The sequence below is a fragment of the Escherichia coli DSM 30083 = JCM 1649 = ATCC 11775 genome (assembly GCF_003697165.2).
GTDB lineage: Bacteria > Pseudomonadota > Gammaproteobacteria > Enterobacterales > Enterobacteriaceae > Escherichia > Escherichia coli.
The window spans coordinates 2,129,323-2,146,041 of record NZ_CP033092.2; the positions used below are offsets into that span (position 1 = coordinate 2,129,323).

The window sequence follows — 16,719 nt, forward strand, 5'->3', positions numbered from 1 at the left end:
GTAACAATATGACCGGTATGACGAATGTAACAAAGCTGGCCAGCGAGCCGTCAGGCCAGGAATTTCTGGTATTTACCCTTGGTGATGAAGAGTACGGTATTGATATTCTGAAAGTGCAGGAGATCCGTGGCTACGATCAGGTGACACGGATTGCGAACACGCCAGCGTTTATCAAAGGCGTCACGAATCTGCGCGGCGTTATTGTGCCGATTGTTGACTTACGAATTAAGTTCAGCCAGGTGGATGTGGACTATAACGACAACACGGTAGTTATCGTCCTGAATCTCGGACAGCGGGTGGTCGGCATCGTGGTTGACGGCGTCTCAGACGTGCTTTCATTGACGGCGGAGCAAATTCGTCCGGCACCGGAATTTGCCGTGACGCTTTCAACCGAATATCTCACAGGACTGGGCGCACTGGGCGACCGCATGTTGATTCTGGTGAACATCGAAAAACTGCTGAACAGCGAAGAGATGGCGCTGTTAGATAGCGCGGCGTCAGAAGTGGCGTAATTCTCCCGATTTCCTCAATTGAAATGAACCCGATGATCTGCGCATCGGGTTTTTTATTTCAATTTCGCGGCGGGTGGCATCAGCAATAAAGTTTCCCCCCTCCTTGCCGATAACGAGATCAACTTGTTTTCAGGAAGGTGCCTTATGATTAACCGTATCCGCGTAGTCACGCTGTTGGTAATGGTGCTGGGGGTATTCGCACTGTTACAGCTTATTTCCGGCAGTCTGTTTTTTTCTTCCCTTCACCATAGCCAGAAGAGCTTTGTGGTTTCCAATCAATTACGGGAACAGCAGGGCGAGCTGACGTCAACATGGGATTTAATGCTACAAACGCGCATTAACCTGAGTCGTTCAGCGGTGCGGATGATGATGGATTCATCCAATCAGCAAAGTAATGCCAAAGTTGAGTTGCTCGATAGTGCCAGGAAAACATTGGCCCAGGCCGCGACTCATTATAAAAAATTCAAAAGCATGGCACCGTTACCTGAAATGGTCGCTACCAGTCGTAATATTGATGAAAAATATAAAAACTATCACACAGCGTTAACTGAACTGATTGATTATCTTGATTATGGCAATACTGGAGCTTATTTCGCTCAGCCAACCCAGGGAATGCAAAATGCAATGGGCGAAGCGTTTGCTCAGTACGCCCTCAGCAGTGAAAAACTGTATCGCGATATCGTCACTGACAACGCAGATGATTACCGATTTGCCCAGTGGCAACTGGCGGTTATCGCGCTGGTGGTGGTATTGATTCTGCTGGTGGCGTGGTACGGCATTCGCCGTATGTTGCTTACACCGCTGGCAAAAATTATTGCGCATATTCGCGAAATTGCCGGTGGTAACCTGGCGAATACCCTGACCATTGACGGGCGCAGTGAAATGGGCGACCTGGCGCAGAGCGTTTCACATATGCAACGCTCTTTGACTGACACCGTCACTCATGTGCGCGAAGGTTCAGATGCCATCTATGCCGGTACCCGTGAAATTGCGGCGGGCAACACCGATCTTTCCTCCCGTACTGAACAGCAGGCATCCGCGCTGGAAGAAACTGCCGCCAGCATGGAGCAGCTCACCGCGACAGTGAAGCAAAACGCCGATAACGCCCGCCAGGCCTCGCAACTGGCGCAAAGTGCCTCCGACACCGCCCAGCACGGCGGCAAAGTGGTGGATGGCGTAGTGAAAACGATGCATGAGATCGCCGATAGTTCGAAGAAAATTGCCGACATTATCAGCGTTATCGATGGTATTGCCTTCCAGACTAATATCCTCGCGCTGAATGCCGCTGTTGAAGCCGCGCGAGCGGGTGAACAGGGCCGTGGTTTTGCCGTGGTGGCGGGTGAAGTGCGTAATCTTGCCAGTCGCAGTGCACAGGCGGCAAAAGAGATCAAAGTCCTCATTGAAGACTCCGTCTCGCGCGTTGATACCGGTTCGGTGCTGGTCGAAAGCGCTGGGGAAACAATGAACAATATCGTCAATGCTGTCACTCGCGTGACTGACATTATGGGCGAGATTGCATCAGCATCGGATGAACAGAGCCGTGGCATCGATCAAGTCGCATTGGCGGTTTCGGAAATGGATCGCGTCACGCAACAGAACGCATCGCTGGTGCAGGAATCAGCTGCCGCCGCAGCTGCGCTGGAAGAACAGGCGAGTCGTTTAACGCAAGCGGTTTCCGCGTTCCGTCTGGCAGCCAGCCCACTCACCAATAAACCGCAAACACCATCCCGTCCTGCCAGTGAGCAACCACCGGCACAGCCACGACTGCGAATTGCTGAACAAGATCCAAACTGGGAAACATTTTGACGAGTATTTACTAAAGCGGTCATTGCCGCCTGATGGGGAGCGTTGATGTTTAATCGTATTCGAATTTCGACCACGCTGTTTTTAATTTTGATTCTCTGCGGGATCTTGCAGATTGGCAGTAACGGCATGTCTTTTGGGCATTTCGCGACGATTTGCAACGACTGAATCAGGCCGACCATCTTTCGTCGCGTGTGGCGGTATTTACCCTTGAAGAACATGAAGTAGCACGACATGAGTCGGCGCAGTTACAAATTGCGCCAGTGGTATCCTGAAGTGATTGAGAAGGCGCTATGACTTCATCTCTGCCCTGTGGGCAAACGTCTTTATTGTTACAGATGACCGAGCGCCTGGCGCTTTCCGACGCGCATTTTCGGCGGATAAGTCAATTGATCTATCAACGAGCCGGGATCGTTCTGGCTGACCATAAACGCGACATGGTTTACAACCGACTGGTTCGTCGTTTGCGTGCGCTGGGACTGGCGGATTTCGGTCATTACCTGAACTTGCTGGAATCTAATCAGCACAGCGGTGAGTGGCAGGCGTTTATCAATTCGCTGACCACGAATCTGACGGCATTTTTCCGTGAGGCACACCATTTTCCTCTGCTCGCGGATCACGCACGTCGCCGTTCTGGCGAGTATCGCGTATGGAGCGCGGCGGCTTCAACCGGCGAAGAGCCGTACAGCATAGCGATGACGCTGGCTGATACATTGGGCACCGCGCCCGGACGCTGGAAAGTGTTTGCCAGCGATATCGACACCGAAGTGCTGGAAAAAGCCAGAAGCGGTATTTATCGCCATGAAGAGTTGAAAAACCTGACGCCGCAGCAACTGCAACGGTATTTCATGCGAGGGACGGGACCGCATGAAGGGCTGGTACGCGTGCGTCAGGAGCTGGCGAACTATGTTGATTTTGCCCCGCTGAATTTACTGGCGAAACAGTACACCGTGCCGGGGCCGTTTGATGCGATCTTCTGTCGTAACGTCATGATCTACTTCGATCAAACTACCCAGCAGAAGATTTTGCGCCGCTTTGTTCCGCTCCTTAAACCCGACGGATTGCTGTTTGCGGGTCACTCTGAAAACTTTAGCCACCTTGAGCGCCGCTTCACGCTGCGTGGTCAGACGGTGTATGCGCTAAGTAAGGATTAACGATGAGCAAAATCAGGGTGTTATCTGTCGATGATTCGGCACTGATGCGCCAGATCATGACAGAAATCATCAACAGCCATAGCGACATGGAAATGGTGGCGACCGCCCCTGATCCGCTGGTTGCGCGTGATTTGATTAAGAAATTCAATCCCGATGTATTGACGCTGGATGTTGAAATGCCGCGGATGGACGGACTGGATTTCCTCGAAAAATTAATGCGTTTGCGTCCAATGCCCGTTGTGATGGTTTCTTCCCTGACCGGCAAAGGGTCAGAAGTTACGCTGCGCGCGCTGGAGCTGGGGGCGATAGATTTTGTCACCAAACCGCAACTGGGTATTCGCGAAGGAATGCTGGCATATAGCGAAATGATTGCTGAAAAGGTGCGTACGGCAGCAAAGGCGAGCCTTGCAGCACATAAGCCATTGTCGGTACCGACAACGCTGAAGGCGGGGCCGTTGTTGAGTTCTGAAAAACTGATTGCGATTGGTGCTTCAACGGGTGGAACTGAGGCAATTCGTCACGTACTGCAACCGTTGCCGCTTTCCAGTCCGGCACTGTTAATTACCCAGCATATGCCGCCCGGTTTCACCCGCTCTTTTGCCGACAGACTTAATAAGCTTTGCCAGATCGGGGTTAAAGAAGCCGAAGACGGAGAGCGCGTCTTGCCGGGACATGCCTATATCGCGCCGGGCGATCGGCATATGGAGCTGGCGCGTAGTGGCGCAAATTATCAAATCAAAATTCACGATGGCCCTGCGGTTAATCGCCATCGGCCATCGGTAGATGTGTTGTTCCATTCTGTGGCCAAACAGGCGGGGCGTAATGCGGTTGGGGTAATCCTAACCGGTATGGGCAACGACGGCGCGGCGGGAATGTTGGCGATGCGTCAGGCGGGGGCATGGACCCTTGCGCAAAACGAAGCAAGTTGCGTGGTGTTCGGCATGCCGCGCGAGGCCATCAATATGGGTGGTGTCTGCGAAGTGGTCGATCTTAGCCAGGTAAGTCAGCAAATGCTGGCAAAAATTAGTGCCGGACAGGCGATACGTATTTAAATCAGGAGTGTGAAATGGCGGATAAAGAACTTAAATTTTTGGTTGTGGATGACTTTTCCACCATGCGACGCATAGTGCGTAACCTGCTGAAAGAGCTGGGATTCAATAATGTTGAGGAAGCGGAAGATGGCCTCGATGCTCTCAATAAGTTGCAGGCAGGCGGTTATGGATTTGTTATCTCCGACTGGAACATGCCCAATATGGATGGCCTGGAGTTGCTGAAAACGATTCGTGCGGATGGCGCGATGTCGGCATTGCCAGTGTTAATGGTGACTGCAGAAGCGAAGAAAGAGAACATCATTGCTGCGGCGCAAGCGGGGGCCAGTGGCTATGTGGTGAAACCATTTACCGCTGCGACGCTGGAGGAAAAACTCAACAAAATCTTTGAGAAACTGGGCATGTGAGGATGCGACTATGATGCAACCATCAATCAAACCTGCTGACGAGCATTCAGCTGGCGATATCATTGCGCGCATCGGCAGCCTGACGCGTATGCTGCGCGACAGTTTGCGGGAGCTGGGGCTGGATCAGGCCATTGCCGAAGCAGCGGAAGCCATCCCCGATGCGCGCGATCGTTTGTACTATGTTGTGCAGATGACCGCCCAGGCTGCGGAGCGGGCGCTGAACAGTGTTGAGGCGTCACAACCGCATCAGGATCAAATGGAGAAATCAGCAAAAGCGTTAACCCAACGTTGGGATGACTGGTTTGCCGATCCGATTGACCTTGCCGACGCCCGTGAACTGGTAACAGACACGCGGCAATTTCTGGCAGATGTCCCCGCGCATACCAGCTTTACTAACGCGCAACTGCTGGAAATCATGATGGCGCAGGATTTTCAGGATCTCACCGGACAGGTCATTAAGCGGATGATGGATGTCATTCAGGAGATCGAACGTCAGTTGCTGATGGTGCTGTTGGAAAACATCCCGGAACAGGAGTCGCGTCCAAAACGTGAAAACCAGAGTTTGCTTAATGGACCTCAGGTCGATACCAGCAAAGCCGGTGTGGTAGCCAGTCAGGATCAGGTGGACGATTTGTTGGATAGTCTTGGATTTTGATTTGTATTGCCTGATGTGACGTGGCCGCGTCACATCAGATCTTCAAGGTTGGATAAGGCGTTTACGCCGTACCCGACAAACATGTCACCATGCCTGATGTGCTGTGGCAAAAGCCCTAAATCCCGCCTGTTTTGCCCCTTACTCAAACCATTGAACGCTTTGCGCTCTGGCATCATTTACGCTTAATACTCTTTCCAGGATTGGCGACGTGTCTGACGAGAGCGACGACAAAACAGAAGCCCCCACACCTCACCGACTAGAAAAAGCGCGGGAAGAGGGGCAAATCCCGCGTTCCCGTGAACTGACTTCACTGCTGATTTTGCTGGTGGGCGTTAGTGTTATCTGGTTTGGCGGTGTGTCGCTGGCCCGTCGATTGTCGGGCATGCTCTCCGCAGGGCTGCATTTTGATCACAGTATTATCAATGACCCGAATCTGATCCTCGGGCAGATTATTCTGCTGATCAGAGAAGCCATGCTGGCGCTGCTACCGCTGATTAGCGGCGTGGTGCTGGTGGCGATTATTTCTCCGGTTATGCTGGGGGGGCTGGTATTTAGCGGAAAATCCTTGCAGCCGAAGTTTTCCAAACTCAACCCGCTACCGGGCATTAAACGGATGTTCTCGGCACAGACTGGCGCGGAGTTGCTTAAGGCAATTTTGAAAACCATCCTGGTTGGCAGCGTGACGGGGTTTTTTCTCTGGCATCACTGGCCGCAGATGATGCGCTTAATGGCCGAGTCTCCGATTACCGCCATGGGTAATGCGATGGATCTGGTAGGGCTATGCGCGCTGCTGGTGGTGCTTGGTGTCATTCCAATGGTGGGATTTGACGTCTTTTTCCAAATCTTCAGCCACCTGAAAAAGCTGCGAATGTCACGGCAGGATATTCGTGATGAGTTCAAACAAAGCGAAGGCGACCCCCATGTTAAAGGGCGGATCCGTCAGATGCAGCGAGCGGCCGCACGGCGTCGGATGATGGCCGATGTGCCGAAAGCGGATGTCATTGTCAATAACCCGACCCACTATTCGGTAGCGTTGCAGTATGACGAAAACAAAATGAGCGCACCGAAAGTGGTCGCTAAAGGTGCAGGGCTGGTCGCGCTGCGCATTCGTGAAATTGGCGCTGAAAATAACGTCCCGACGCTTGAAGCGCCGCCGCTGGCGCGTGCGCTGTATCGACATGCGGAGATCGGTCAACAAATCCCGGGTCAACTGTACGCCGCGGTGGCGGAAGTGCTGGCCTGGGTCTGGCAACTGAAACGCTGGCGTCTGGCTGGTGGACAACGCCCTGTACAACCTACACATCTTCCGGTGCCGGAAGCCCTGGATTTTATTAACGAGAAACCGACCCATGAGTAATCTGGCCGCGATGCTGCGCCTGCCTGCAAACCTGAAATCGACACAATGGCAGATCCTTGCCGGACCGATTTTGATCCTGTTGATCTTGTCGATGATGGTACTGCCACTGCCCGCATTCATACTCGACCTGCTGTTTACCTTCAATATTGCCTTGTCGATCATGGTGTTGCTGGTGGCGATGTTTACCCAGCGCACGCTTGAGTTTGCTGCGTTTCCGACCATCCTGTTGTTTACCACGCTGTTGCGTCTGGCACTTAACGTGGCTTCAACCCGTATCATTTTGATGGAAGGGCATACCGGCGCGGCGGCGGCTGGAAAGGTGGTCGAAGCGTTCGGTCACTTCCTCGTTGGTGGCAATTTCGCTATCGGTATCGTGGTGTTCGTCATTCTCGTGATCATCAACTTTATGGTTATCACCAAAGGTGCCGGGCGTATTGCGGAAGTGGGCGCGCGCTTTGTTCTCGATGGTATGCCGGGTAAGCAGATGGCGATTGACGCCGACCTTAACGCTGGATTGATTGGTGAAGATGAAGCGAAAAAACGCCGCTCCGAAGTGACTCAGGAAGCCGATTTTTACGGCTCGATGGACGGGGCAAGTAAGTTTGTTCGCGGCGATGCCATCGCCGGGATCCTCATCATGGTCATTAACGTTGTCGGCGGATTGCTGGTCGGTGTGCTGCAACATGGCATGAGCATGGGGCACGCGGCGGAAAGTTATACGCTATTGACCATTGGCGACGGTCTGGTGGCACAAATCCCGGCACTGGTGATTTCTACCGCCGCGGGCGTCATCGTTACACGTGTCAGCACCGATCAGGATGTTGGCGAGCAGATGGTGAATCAGCTTTTCAGTAACCCAAGCGTTATGTTATTAAGCGCCGCCGTGCTCGGTTTACTCGGCCTGGTGCCTGGAATGCCGAACCTGGTATTTTTGCTGTTCACTGCCGGATTGCTGGGACTGGCCTGGTGGATCCGCGGACGTGAACAAAAAGCGCCTGCCGAACCAAAACCGGTAAAAATGGCAGAGAATAATACCGTTGTCGAAGCGACGTGGAACGATGTACAACTGGAAGATTCTCTGGGAATGGAAGTGGGTTATCGACTGATCCCGATGGTCGATTTCCAGCAGGATGGTGAGTTGTTGGGCCGTATACGCAGTATCCGCAAGAAATTTGCCCAGGAGATGGGGTTTCTGCCGCCAGTGGTGCACATTCGCGACAATATGGATCTGCAACCTGCCCGCTATCGCATTTTGATGAAAGGCGTGGAGATAGGCAGTGGTGATGCTTATCCGGGGCGTTGGTTGGCGATTAACCCTGGAACCGCTGCCGGGACGTTACCTGGTGAGGCGACCGTCGATCCGGCATTTGGCCTGAATGCTATCTGGATTGAAAGTGCGCTTAAAGAACAGGCGCAGATTCAGGGGTACACCGTGGTTGAGGCCAGCACGGTGGTGGCAACGCATCTTAACCACCTCATTAGCCAGCATGCCGCAGAGCTGTTTGGTCGTCAGGAGGCGCAACAGCTGCTGGATCGCGTCGCCCAGGAGATGCCAAAGCTGACGGAAGATCTCGTTCCTGGCGTCGTCACGCTTACCACACTGCATAAAGTGCTGCAAAATCTGCTCGATGAAAAAGTGCCGATTCGCGATATGCGCACCATTCTCGAAACGCTGGCGGAACATGCGCCCATTCAGAGCGATCCACATGAATTAACCGCCGTCGTGCGCGTGGCGTTGGGACGGGCGATTACCCAGCAGTGGTTTCCTGGCAAAGATGAAGTCCATGTTATTGGCCTCGATACACCGCTGGAACGTTTGTTGCTACAGGCATTGCAGGGCGGGGGGGGACTGGAGCCAGGGCTGGCGGATCGCTTGTTGGCGCAAACTCAGGAAGCGCTATCCCGTCAGGAGATGTTGGGTGCGCCGCCGGTATTGTTGGTGAACCACGCGCTGCGACCATTATTGTCTCGCTTCCTGCGCCGCAGCTTGCCGCAGTTAGTGGTGCTGTCGAATCTGGAACTATCAGATAACCGACATATCCGTATGACGGCGACGATTGGCGGCAAATAATGAGAGCCTTATTAGCAATATTATTGTTTCCGCTGCTGGTGCAAGCCGCCGGGGAGGGGATGTGGCAGGCGAGTAGCGTGGGCGTTACGCTAAATCATCGCGGTGAATCGATGTCGTCAGCGCCTCTTTCTACGCGACAACCTGCTTCAGGATTGATGACGCTGGTGGCGTGGCGTTATCAGCTTATCGGTCCGACACCTGCAGGACTGCGGGTTCGCTTGTGTTCACAATCTCGTTGTGTCGAATTAGAGGGGCAGAGTGGAACCACCATGGCCTTTTCCGGTATACCGGCGGCAGAACCGTTGCGCTTTATCTGGGAAGTGCCTGGCGGTGGGCGGTTAATTCCGCCGCTAAAGATTCAACGGAATGAAGTGATTGTAAATTATCGTTAATGATAAAAAAGCCGATGTCTGCAATGACATCGGCTGTTGCCGTATAACGCGATTACATACGCTCTACTGTCTCAATACCCAGCGTATCCAGACCCAGCTTCAGCGTCTTCGCCGTCAGTTGTGCCAGTTTCAGACGGCTGTTACGCACTTCTTCGTTTTCTGCGCTGAGGATCGGGCAGTGCTCGTAGAAGCCAGAGAACAGACCGGCCAGATCGTACAGGTAAGCACACATCACATGCGGCGTGCCTTCACGGGCAACCACAGTGAGGGTTTCTTCAAACTGCAGCAGGCGAGCTGCCAGTTGCGCTTCACGATCTTCACGGATGATTACCGGAGCTGCAGCCAGTTGCTCTTCGTCAATTTCTGCTTTACGGAACACGGATAATACACGCGTGTAAGCATACTGCATGTATGGCGCGGTATTACCCTCAAACGCCAGCATGTTGTCCCAGTCGAAGATGTAGTCCGTGGTGCGGTTTTTGGAGAGATCCGCATATTTCACCGCACCAATACCAACCGCGTTAGCCAGTTTTTCCAGCTCGTCGGCTGGCATATCCGGGTTCTTTTCTGCCACCAGACGGCGTGCACGCTCCAGGGCTTCATCCAGCAGATCGGCCAGTTTCACTGTACCACCCGCGCGGGTTTTGAACGGTTTGCCGTCTTTACCCAGCATCATGCCGAACATGTGGTGTTCCAGCGGTACGGATTCCGGTACATAGCCTGCTTTGCGGACGATAGCCCACGCCTGCATCAGGTGTTGATGCTGACGGGAGTCGATGTAATACAGCACGCGATCGGCATGCAGTGTTTCATAACGATATTTCGCACAGGCGATATCAGTGGTGGTGTAGAGATAGCCGCCATCTTTCTTCTGAATGATAACGCCCATCGGTTCGCCTTCCTTGTTTTTGAACTCATCAAGGAATACAACGGTCGCGCCTTCACTTTCTACTGCCAGACCTTTGGCTTTCAGGTCCGCCACGATACCCGGCAGCATTGGGTTGTAGAGACTTTCACCCATGACGTCATCGCGGGTCAACGTCACGTTCAGACGATCGTAGGTGATCTGGTTCTGCGTCATGGTGATGTCGACCAGTTTGCGCCACATCTCGCGGAAATATTCGTCACCGCTTTGCAGTTTTACCACGTAGTTACGTGCACGCTCGGCAAACTCTTCATCCTCGTCGTAATGCTTTTTCGCATCGCGGTAGAAACCTTCAAGGTCAGCCAGCTCCATTTCACCGGCGTTTTCTTGCTGCTGCTTTTCCAGCCATGCAATCAGCATACCGAACTGAGTGCCCCAGTCGCCGACGTGGTTTGCGCGAATCACTTTGTGACCGAGGAACTCCAGAGTACGCACTGCTGCGTCACCAATAATGGTAGAGCGCAGGTGACCGACATGCATCTCTTTCGCCACGTTTGGCGCAGAGTAGTCAACCACAATGGTTTGTTTTTCTGGCATAGCAACACCGAGACGATCGGACGCCAGCGCCTGCTGAACATGTTCAGCCAGGAATGCCGGATCAAGGAAAATGTTGATAAAGCCTGGACCGGCGATCTCAACTTTGCTGGCGATACCGTTAAGATCCAGATGAGTCAGCACCTGCTCTGCTAATTGTCGCGGTGCCATACCCAGTTTTTTAGCAACTGCCATCATGCCGTTAGCCTGATAGTTGCCGAACTGAACTTTTGCTGACTGACGAACCTGCGGTTCGCAATCCGCAGGCGCGCCTGCCGCAATCATGGCCTGACGGACTTTTTCTGAGAGAAGAGCCTGAATATTCACCGGAATACCTTACATTGATGAAGCGAGCAAAAATTGCCCGCACCAGTTAAAGAAATTAGGGCGGGAGTATACTGCAAATGGCTGTTTTCGTCAGCAACGTGCGCGGGGCGTATTGCCGTTTTCACTATTGCATCAGGAGCGGCGCGAAATCAGCGGTTGGTTGGCGCAGGGCAACAGGGTAAATTAACGCTTTTAATGAAAGACGAAGAGTGATTATGGCGAACTGGCAATCTATCGACGAGCTGCAGGATATTGCATCGGATTTACCGCGATTTACCCACGCATTAGATGAACTTTCCCGCCGTCTGGGGTTGGATATCACTCCGCTGACTGCCGATCACATTTCCTTGCGTTGCCATCAAAACGTCACCGCTGAACGCTGGCGTCGCGGGTTTGAACAGTGCGGCGAGCTTTTGTCAGAAAATATGATCAATGGCAGACCGATTTGTCTGTTTAAATTGCATGAACCGGTACAGGTTGCGCACTGGCAGTTTTCCATTGTGGAGCTACCGTGGCCCGGGGAAAAACGTTACCCGCACGAAGGTTGGGAACATATTGAAATCGTTCTGCCGGGTGATCCAGAAACGCTGAATGCCCGTGCGCTGGCATTGCTTTCTGATGAAGGACTCAGCCTGCCGGGGATCTCAGTTAAAACCAGTTCGCCAAAAGGTGAGCATGAACGATTACCGAATCCGACGCTGGCGGTCACCGATGGTAAAACAACCATTAAGTTTCATCCGTGGTCCATTGAAGAGATCGTTGCCAGCGAGCAGTCGGCGTAACTAAGGAGCAAAAATGGCATTACTGGAAATTTGCTGTTACAGCATGGAATGCGCGCTAACGGCGCAGCAAAACGGCGCTGACAGAGTTGAATTATGCGCAGCTCCAAAAGAGGGGGGCTTAACGCCGTCGTTGGGGGTACTGAAATCCGTGCGCCAGCGGGTGACGATCCCAGTGCATCCGATTATCCGCCCACGCGGTGGTGATTTTTGCTACAGCGACGGTGAGTTTGCCGCCATTCTTGAAGATGTGCGCACAGTCCGCGAATTAGGTTTTCCTGGACTGGTGACGGGCGTTCTCGAGGTTGACGGGAATGTCGATATGCCACGAATGGAAAAAATAATGGCTGCTGCCGGTCCGCTGGCAGTGACTTTTCATCGCGCCTTCGATATGTGCGCTAACCCTTTAAATACACTCAATAATCTTACGGAATTGGGCATTACCCGGGTACTGACATCAGGGCAAAAATCAGACGCACTGCAAGGTTTATCAAAAATTATGGAACTTATTGCCCATCGTGATGCTCCAATCATTATGGCCGGAGCAGGAGTCCGTGCGGAAAACCTGCACCACTTCCTCGATGCCGGAGTGCTGGAAGTCCATAGCTCCGCGGGAGCGTGGCAAGCCTCACCGATGCGTTATCGTAATCAAGGATTGTCCATGTCATCAGATGCACACGCGGACGAGTATTTGCGTTATGTCGTAGACGGGGCGGCGGTTGCTGAAATGAAAGGAATCATTGAACGCCATCAGGCCAAATGATTTTTACCGTTGCATCATGTCGCCCAATATGATGCTTGCTCGTACCAGGCCCCTGCAATTTCAACAGGGGCCTTTTTTTATCCCTGAGCAGTATAAAAAACGAACGATTGCCGTGATCTGTTGAGCGGGTGACAGTGCGCATAGCGTTGTGCTAAAAATATTTTATATATTCACATTCATTATGTGATTTAAATTGCCAAAACTGACAAATATATATTCTAAATAACAACTGGGTTATTTCTTAGCAATTAATGATTACATTGTAATAAATCATATTCTTTATCGATTATTTCAGGCAGTGTTGTGCCGAATTAAGCAAGTAGTCAATTCGTTGTGTATTTATTTATACAATGGTATCGGTGTCCTGGAATTTAATTAGAGGAATCTATGCGAGGGAAAAAACGCATTGGGTTATTGTTTTTGCTGATAGCGGTTGTGGTTGGTGGCGGCGGGTTATTGCTGGCGCAAAAAGCCTTACATAAAACGTCGGATACCGCATTTTGCCTTTCCTGCCACTCGATGAGTAAACCTTTTGAGGAATATCAGGGAACTGTCCACTTTTCAAACCAGAAAGGGATACGTGCGGAATGTGCTGATTGCCATATTCCAAAGTCAGGGATGGATTATTTATTTGCTAAATTAAAAGCATCTAAAGATATTTATCATGAATTTGTTAGCGGCAAAATAGACAGTGACGATAAGTTCGAAGCTCATCGCCAGGAAATGGCCGAAACAGTATGGAAAGAATTAAAAGCAACTGACTCTGCAACCTGCCGTAGTTGCCATTCTTTTGATGCCATGGATATTGCCTCGCAAAGTGAATCTGCGCAAAAAATGCATAATAAAGCGCAAAAGGACGGCGAAACCTGTATCGATTGCCATAAAGGCATTGCCCATTTTCCGCCAGAAATAAAAATGGATGACAACGCGGCGCATGAGCTGGAAAGTCAGGCCGCTACTTCAGTTACTAATGGCGCACATATTTATCCTTTCAAAACTTCTCGCATAGGCGACCTGGCTACCGTGACTCCTGGTACCGATCTTACCGTCGTTGATGTCAGTGGTAAACAGCCAATTGTTCGGTTGCAGGGTTATCAAATGCAGGGCAGTGAAAACACGCTCTACCTGGCGGCAGGTCAACGGCTGGCGCTCGCCACATTAAGTGAAGAAGGTATCAAGGCGCTAACGGTAAACGGGGAATGGCAGGCTGACGAATACGGCAATCAATGGCGTCAGGCGTCTTTGCAGGGGTCGCTTATCGATCCCGCATTAGCGGACCGTAAACCGCTATGGCAATACGCTGAAAAACTTGACGATACCTATTGCGCTGGCTGCCATGCCCCTATTGCCGCCGACCATTACACCGTCAATGCATGGCCGTCCATTGCCAAAGGAATGGGGGCGCGAACCAGCATGAGCGAAAACGAACTGGACATTTTGACGCGGTACTTCCAGTACAACGCCAAAGATATTACCGAGAAACAGTGATCCTCGTTGATCAGGGAGGAAGTTATGACATTAACAAGACGTGAATTTATTAAACATAGCGGTATTGCGGCAGGGACGCTGGTGGTGACATCGGCTGCACCGCTACCCGCATGGGCAGAAGAGAAGGGCGGCAAAATTCTCACTGCGGGCCGTTGGGGAGCGATGAACGTAGAAGTGAAGGACGGCAAGATTGTTTCTTCGACAGGCGCGCTGGCGAAAACCATACCGAACTCCTTACAGTCTACGGCGGCGGATCAGGTACACACCACGGCGCGTATTCAGCATCCGATGGTGAGAAAAAGCTATCTCGATAATCCACTGCAACCGGCGAAAGGTCGTGGCGAAGATACCTATGTACAGGTGAGCTGGGAACAAGCATTAAAACTGATTCATGAACAACACGATCGTATTCGTAAAGCTAACGGACCATCGGCCATTTTTGCCGGATCTTACGGCTGGCGTTCTTCTGGCGTGTTGCATAAAGCGCAAACCTTACTGCAACGTTATATGAACCTGGCGGGCGGTTATTCCGGGCATAGCGGCGATTATTCAACCGGAGCGGCACAGGTGATCATGCCGCATGTGGTCGGTTCTGTAGAGGTGTATGAACAGCAGACCTCCTGGCCGCTTATTCTGGAAAACAGCCAGGTGGTGGTGCTGTGGGGGATGAACCCGCTGAACACGCTCAAAATTGCCTGGAGCAGTACCGATGAGCAAGGGCTGGAATACTTCCATCAGCTGAAAAAATCTGGCAAACCAGTGATTGCCATTGATCCTATCTGCTCCGAAACCATCGAATTCTTTGGCGATAATGCCACCTGGATCGCACCGAATATGGGCACCGATGTGGCACTGATGTTAGGGATTGCGCATACCCTGATGACACAAGGCAAACACGATAAAGTGTTCCTTGAAAAATACACTACCGGGTATCCGCAGTTTGAAGAGTATCTGACAGGTAAGAGCGATAATACGCCGAAGAGCGCGGCCTGGGCGGCGGAAATTACTGGCGTACCGGAAGCGCAGATAGTCAAACTCGCTGAACTGATGGCGGCAAATCGCACAATGCTGATGGCAGGCTGGGGAATTCAGCGCCAGCAATATGGTGAACAGAAACACTGGATGCTGGTGACGCTGGCGGCGATGTTAGGGCAGATTGGTACACCGGGCGGCGGGTTTGGTTTCTCTTATCATTACTCCAACGGTGGCAACCCGACGCGTGTTGGCGGAGTGCTACCAGAAATGTCTGCGGCGATTGCCGGACAGGCCAGCGAGGCCGCTGATGATGGCGGAATTACGGCGATTCCTGTTGCCCGTATCGTCGATGCGCTGGAAAATCCTGGCGGCAAATATCAGCATAACGGTAAAGAACAAACGTATCCGAATATCAAAATGATCTGGTGGGCGGGTGGCGGTAACTTTACCCATCACCAGGATACTAATCGTCTGATTAAAGCATGGCAGAAACCGGAGATGATCGTCGTTTCTGAATGCTACTGGACCGCAGCTGCTAAACATGCAGATATCGTATTACCGATCACCACATCGTTTGAGCGCAATGACCTGACGATGACCGGTGATTACAGCAACCAGCATATTGTGCCGATGAAGCAGGCTGTCGCTCCGCAATTTGAAGCGCGCAACGATTTTGACGTGTTTGCCGATCTTGCTGAATTACTCAAACCTGGCGGAAAAGAGATCTATACCGAAGGTAAAGATGAAATGGCGTGGCTGAAATTTTTCTATGATGCCGCTCAGAAAGGTGCGCGTGCGCAACGCGTGACGATGCCAATGTTTAATGCCTTCTGGCAGCAAAATAAACTGATCGAAATGCGCCGCAGCGAGAAGAACGAACAGTACATTCGTTATGGTGATTTCCGCGCCGATCCGGTGAAAAATGCGCTGGGTACACCAAGCGGCAAAATTGAGATTTACTCCAGAACGCTGGAAAAATTTGGCTATAAGGATTGCCCGGCACACCCAACCTGGCTTGCGCCTGATGAGTGGAAGGGTACCGCCGACGAGAAGCAGTTGCAGCTTCTGACCGCACATCCGGCACACCGTTTACACAGTCAGCTTAACTATGCGGAACTGCGTAAAAAATATGCGGTTGCCGATCGTGAACCAATCACTATTCACACCGAAGATGCTGCTCGCTTTGGTATTGCGAATGGCGATCTGGTGCGTGTCTGGAACAAGCGCGGTCAGATTCTGACAGGCGCGGTGGTGACTGACGGGATCAAAAAAGGCGTGGTATGCGTGCATGAAGGTGCATGGCTAGATCTGGAAAATGGCTTGTGTAAAAACGGTAGTGCGAACGTGTTAACGGCGGATATCCCCAGCTCGCAGCTGGCGAATGCCTGTGCCGGTAACACTGCGCTGGTGTATATCGAAAAATATACGGGCAATGCGCCGAAGTTAACGGCGTTTGATCAGCCAGCTGTTCAGGCATAAGACGTGAAAAGCGCCCGGAAACGGGCGCTGAGGTTATGCAAACGCAAAA

At 52.0% G+C, this 16,719-nt stretch carries 14 protein-coding genes and 1 pseudogene; 14 read left to right on the plus strand and 1 reads right to left on the minus strand.

Features of this window, described 5'->3' with window-relative positions; translation table 11 throughout:
• The first annotated feature begins 8 nt into the window (after positions 1-8).
• The 10 genes and pseudogenes from cheW (at position 9) to flhE (ending at position 9,400) form a co-directional block, all read left to right on the plus strand.
• A complete protein-coding gene (gene cheW, locus EAS44_RS11300) occupies positions 9-512 on the plus strand; it encodes a chemotaxis protein CheW (protein ID WP_000147302.1) in 504 nt (167 codons plus the stop codon).
• A gap of 144 nt (positions 513-656) precedes the next feature.
• Positions 657-2,318, plus strand: coding sequence for a methyl-accepting chemotaxis protein II (tar, locus tag EAS44_RS11305; RefSeq protein WP_001350672.1), 1,662 nt, complete (start codon positions 657-659; stop codon positions 2,316-2,318).
• 45 nt (positions 2,319-2,363) lie between these two features.
• Positions 2,364-2,515 (plus strand): annotated as a pseudogene (locus EAS44_RS25250) (Tar ligand binding domain-containing protein); the annotation flags it as partial.
• Between the two features lie 93 nt (positions 2,516-2,608).
• Positions 2,609-3,469, plus strand: coding sequence for a protein-glutamate O-methyltransferase CheR (gene cheR / locus EAS44_RS11315; RefSeq protein ID WP_000204321.1), 861 nt, complete (start codon positions 2,609-2,611; stop codon positions 3,467-3,469).
• A 2-nt stretch (positions 3,470-3,471) separates the two neighbouring features.
• Positions 3,472-4,521 (plus strand): protein-glutamate methylesterase/protein glutamine deamidase, encoded by a 1,050-nt coding sequence (gene cheB, locus EAS44_RS11320; protein WP_000036385.1) that lies wholly within the window; start codon positions 3,472-3,474, stop codon positions 4,519-4,521.
• 14 nt (positions 4,522-4,535) lie between these two features.
• A complete protein-coding gene (cheY, locus tag EAS44_RS11325) occupies positions 4,536-4,925 on the plus strand; it encodes a chemotaxis response regulator CheY (RefSeq protein ID WP_000763860.1) in 390 nt (129 codons plus the stop codon).
• A 10-nt stretch (positions 4,926-4,935) separates the two neighbouring features.
• Positions 4,936-5,580 (plus strand): protein phosphatase CheZ, encoded by a 645-nt coding sequence (cheZ, locus tag EAS44_RS11330; protein WP_000983609.1) that lies wholly within the window; start codon positions 4,936-4,938, stop codon positions 5,578-5,580.
• 208 nt (positions 5,581-5,788) lie between these two features.
• Positions 5,789-6,937, plus strand: a complete 1,149-nt coding sequence (gene flhB / locus EAS44_RS11335; RefSeq protein WP_001278942.1) for a flagellar biosynthesis protein FlhB — start codon at positions 5,789-5,791, stop codon at positions 6,935-6,937.
• Positions 6,930-9,008 (plus strand): flagellar biosynthesis protein FlhA, encoded by a 2,079-nt coding sequence (gene flhA / locus EAS44_RS11340; RefSeq protein WP_000066983.1) that lies wholly within the window; start codon positions 6,930-6,932, stop codon positions 9,006-9,008. Before flhB ends, flhA begins: the two co-directional genes overlap by 8 nt.
• Positions 9,008-9,400, plus strand: a complete 393-nt coding sequence (gene flhE / locus EAS44_RS11345; protein WP_001202075.1) for a flagellar protein FlhE — start codon at positions 9,008-9,010, stop codon at positions 9,398-9,400. Before flhA ends, flhE begins: the two co-directional genes overlap by 1 nt.
• Positions 9,401-9,452: 52 nt before the next feature.
• Here the strand turns inward: flhE and argS are convergent, their stop codons facing one another.
• Entirely contained in the window at positions 9,453-11,186 is a 1,734-nt protein-coding gene (gene argS, locus EAS44_RS11350) for an arginine--tRNA ligase (protein ID WP_001025351.1), read from the minus strand.
• A 215-nt stretch (positions 11,187-11,401) separates the two neighbouring features.
• Between argS and yecM the strand changes: the two genes are divergently transcribed.
• The 4 genes from yecM (at position 11,402) to torZ (ending at position 16,670) form a co-directional block, all read left to right on the plus strand.
• A complete protein-coding gene (gene yecM, locus EAS44_RS11355) occupies positions 11,402-11,968 on the plus strand; it encodes a VOC family protein (RefSeq protein ID WP_001304291.1) in 567 nt (188 codons plus the stop codon).
• Positions 11,969-11,981: 13 nt separating this feature from the next.
• Positions 11,982-12,728, plus strand: a complete 747-nt coding sequence (cutC, locus tag EAS44_RS11360; RefSeq protein ID WP_001185753.1) for a copper homeostasis protein CutC — start codon at positions 11,982-11,984, stop codon at positions 12,726-12,728.
• Between the two features lie 387 nt (positions 12,729-13,115).
• Positions 13,116-14,216: a NapC/NirT family cytochrome c gene (gene torY / locus EAS44_RS11365; RefSeq protein ID WP_001214282.1), complete on the plus strand. Its 1,101-nt coding sequence runs from the start codon at positions 13,116-13,118 to the stop codon at positions 14,214-14,216.
• Positions 14,217-14,240: 24 nt separating this feature from the next.
• On the plus strand, positions 14,241-16,670 hold the full coding sequence (gene torZ, locus EAS44_RS11370; RefSeq protein WP_000176867.1) for a trimethylamine N-oxide reductase TorZ: 2,430 nt from the start codon (positions 14,241-14,243) through the stop codon (positions 16,668-16,670).
• The last annotated feature ends 49 nt before the right edge of the window (positions 16,671-16,719 follow it).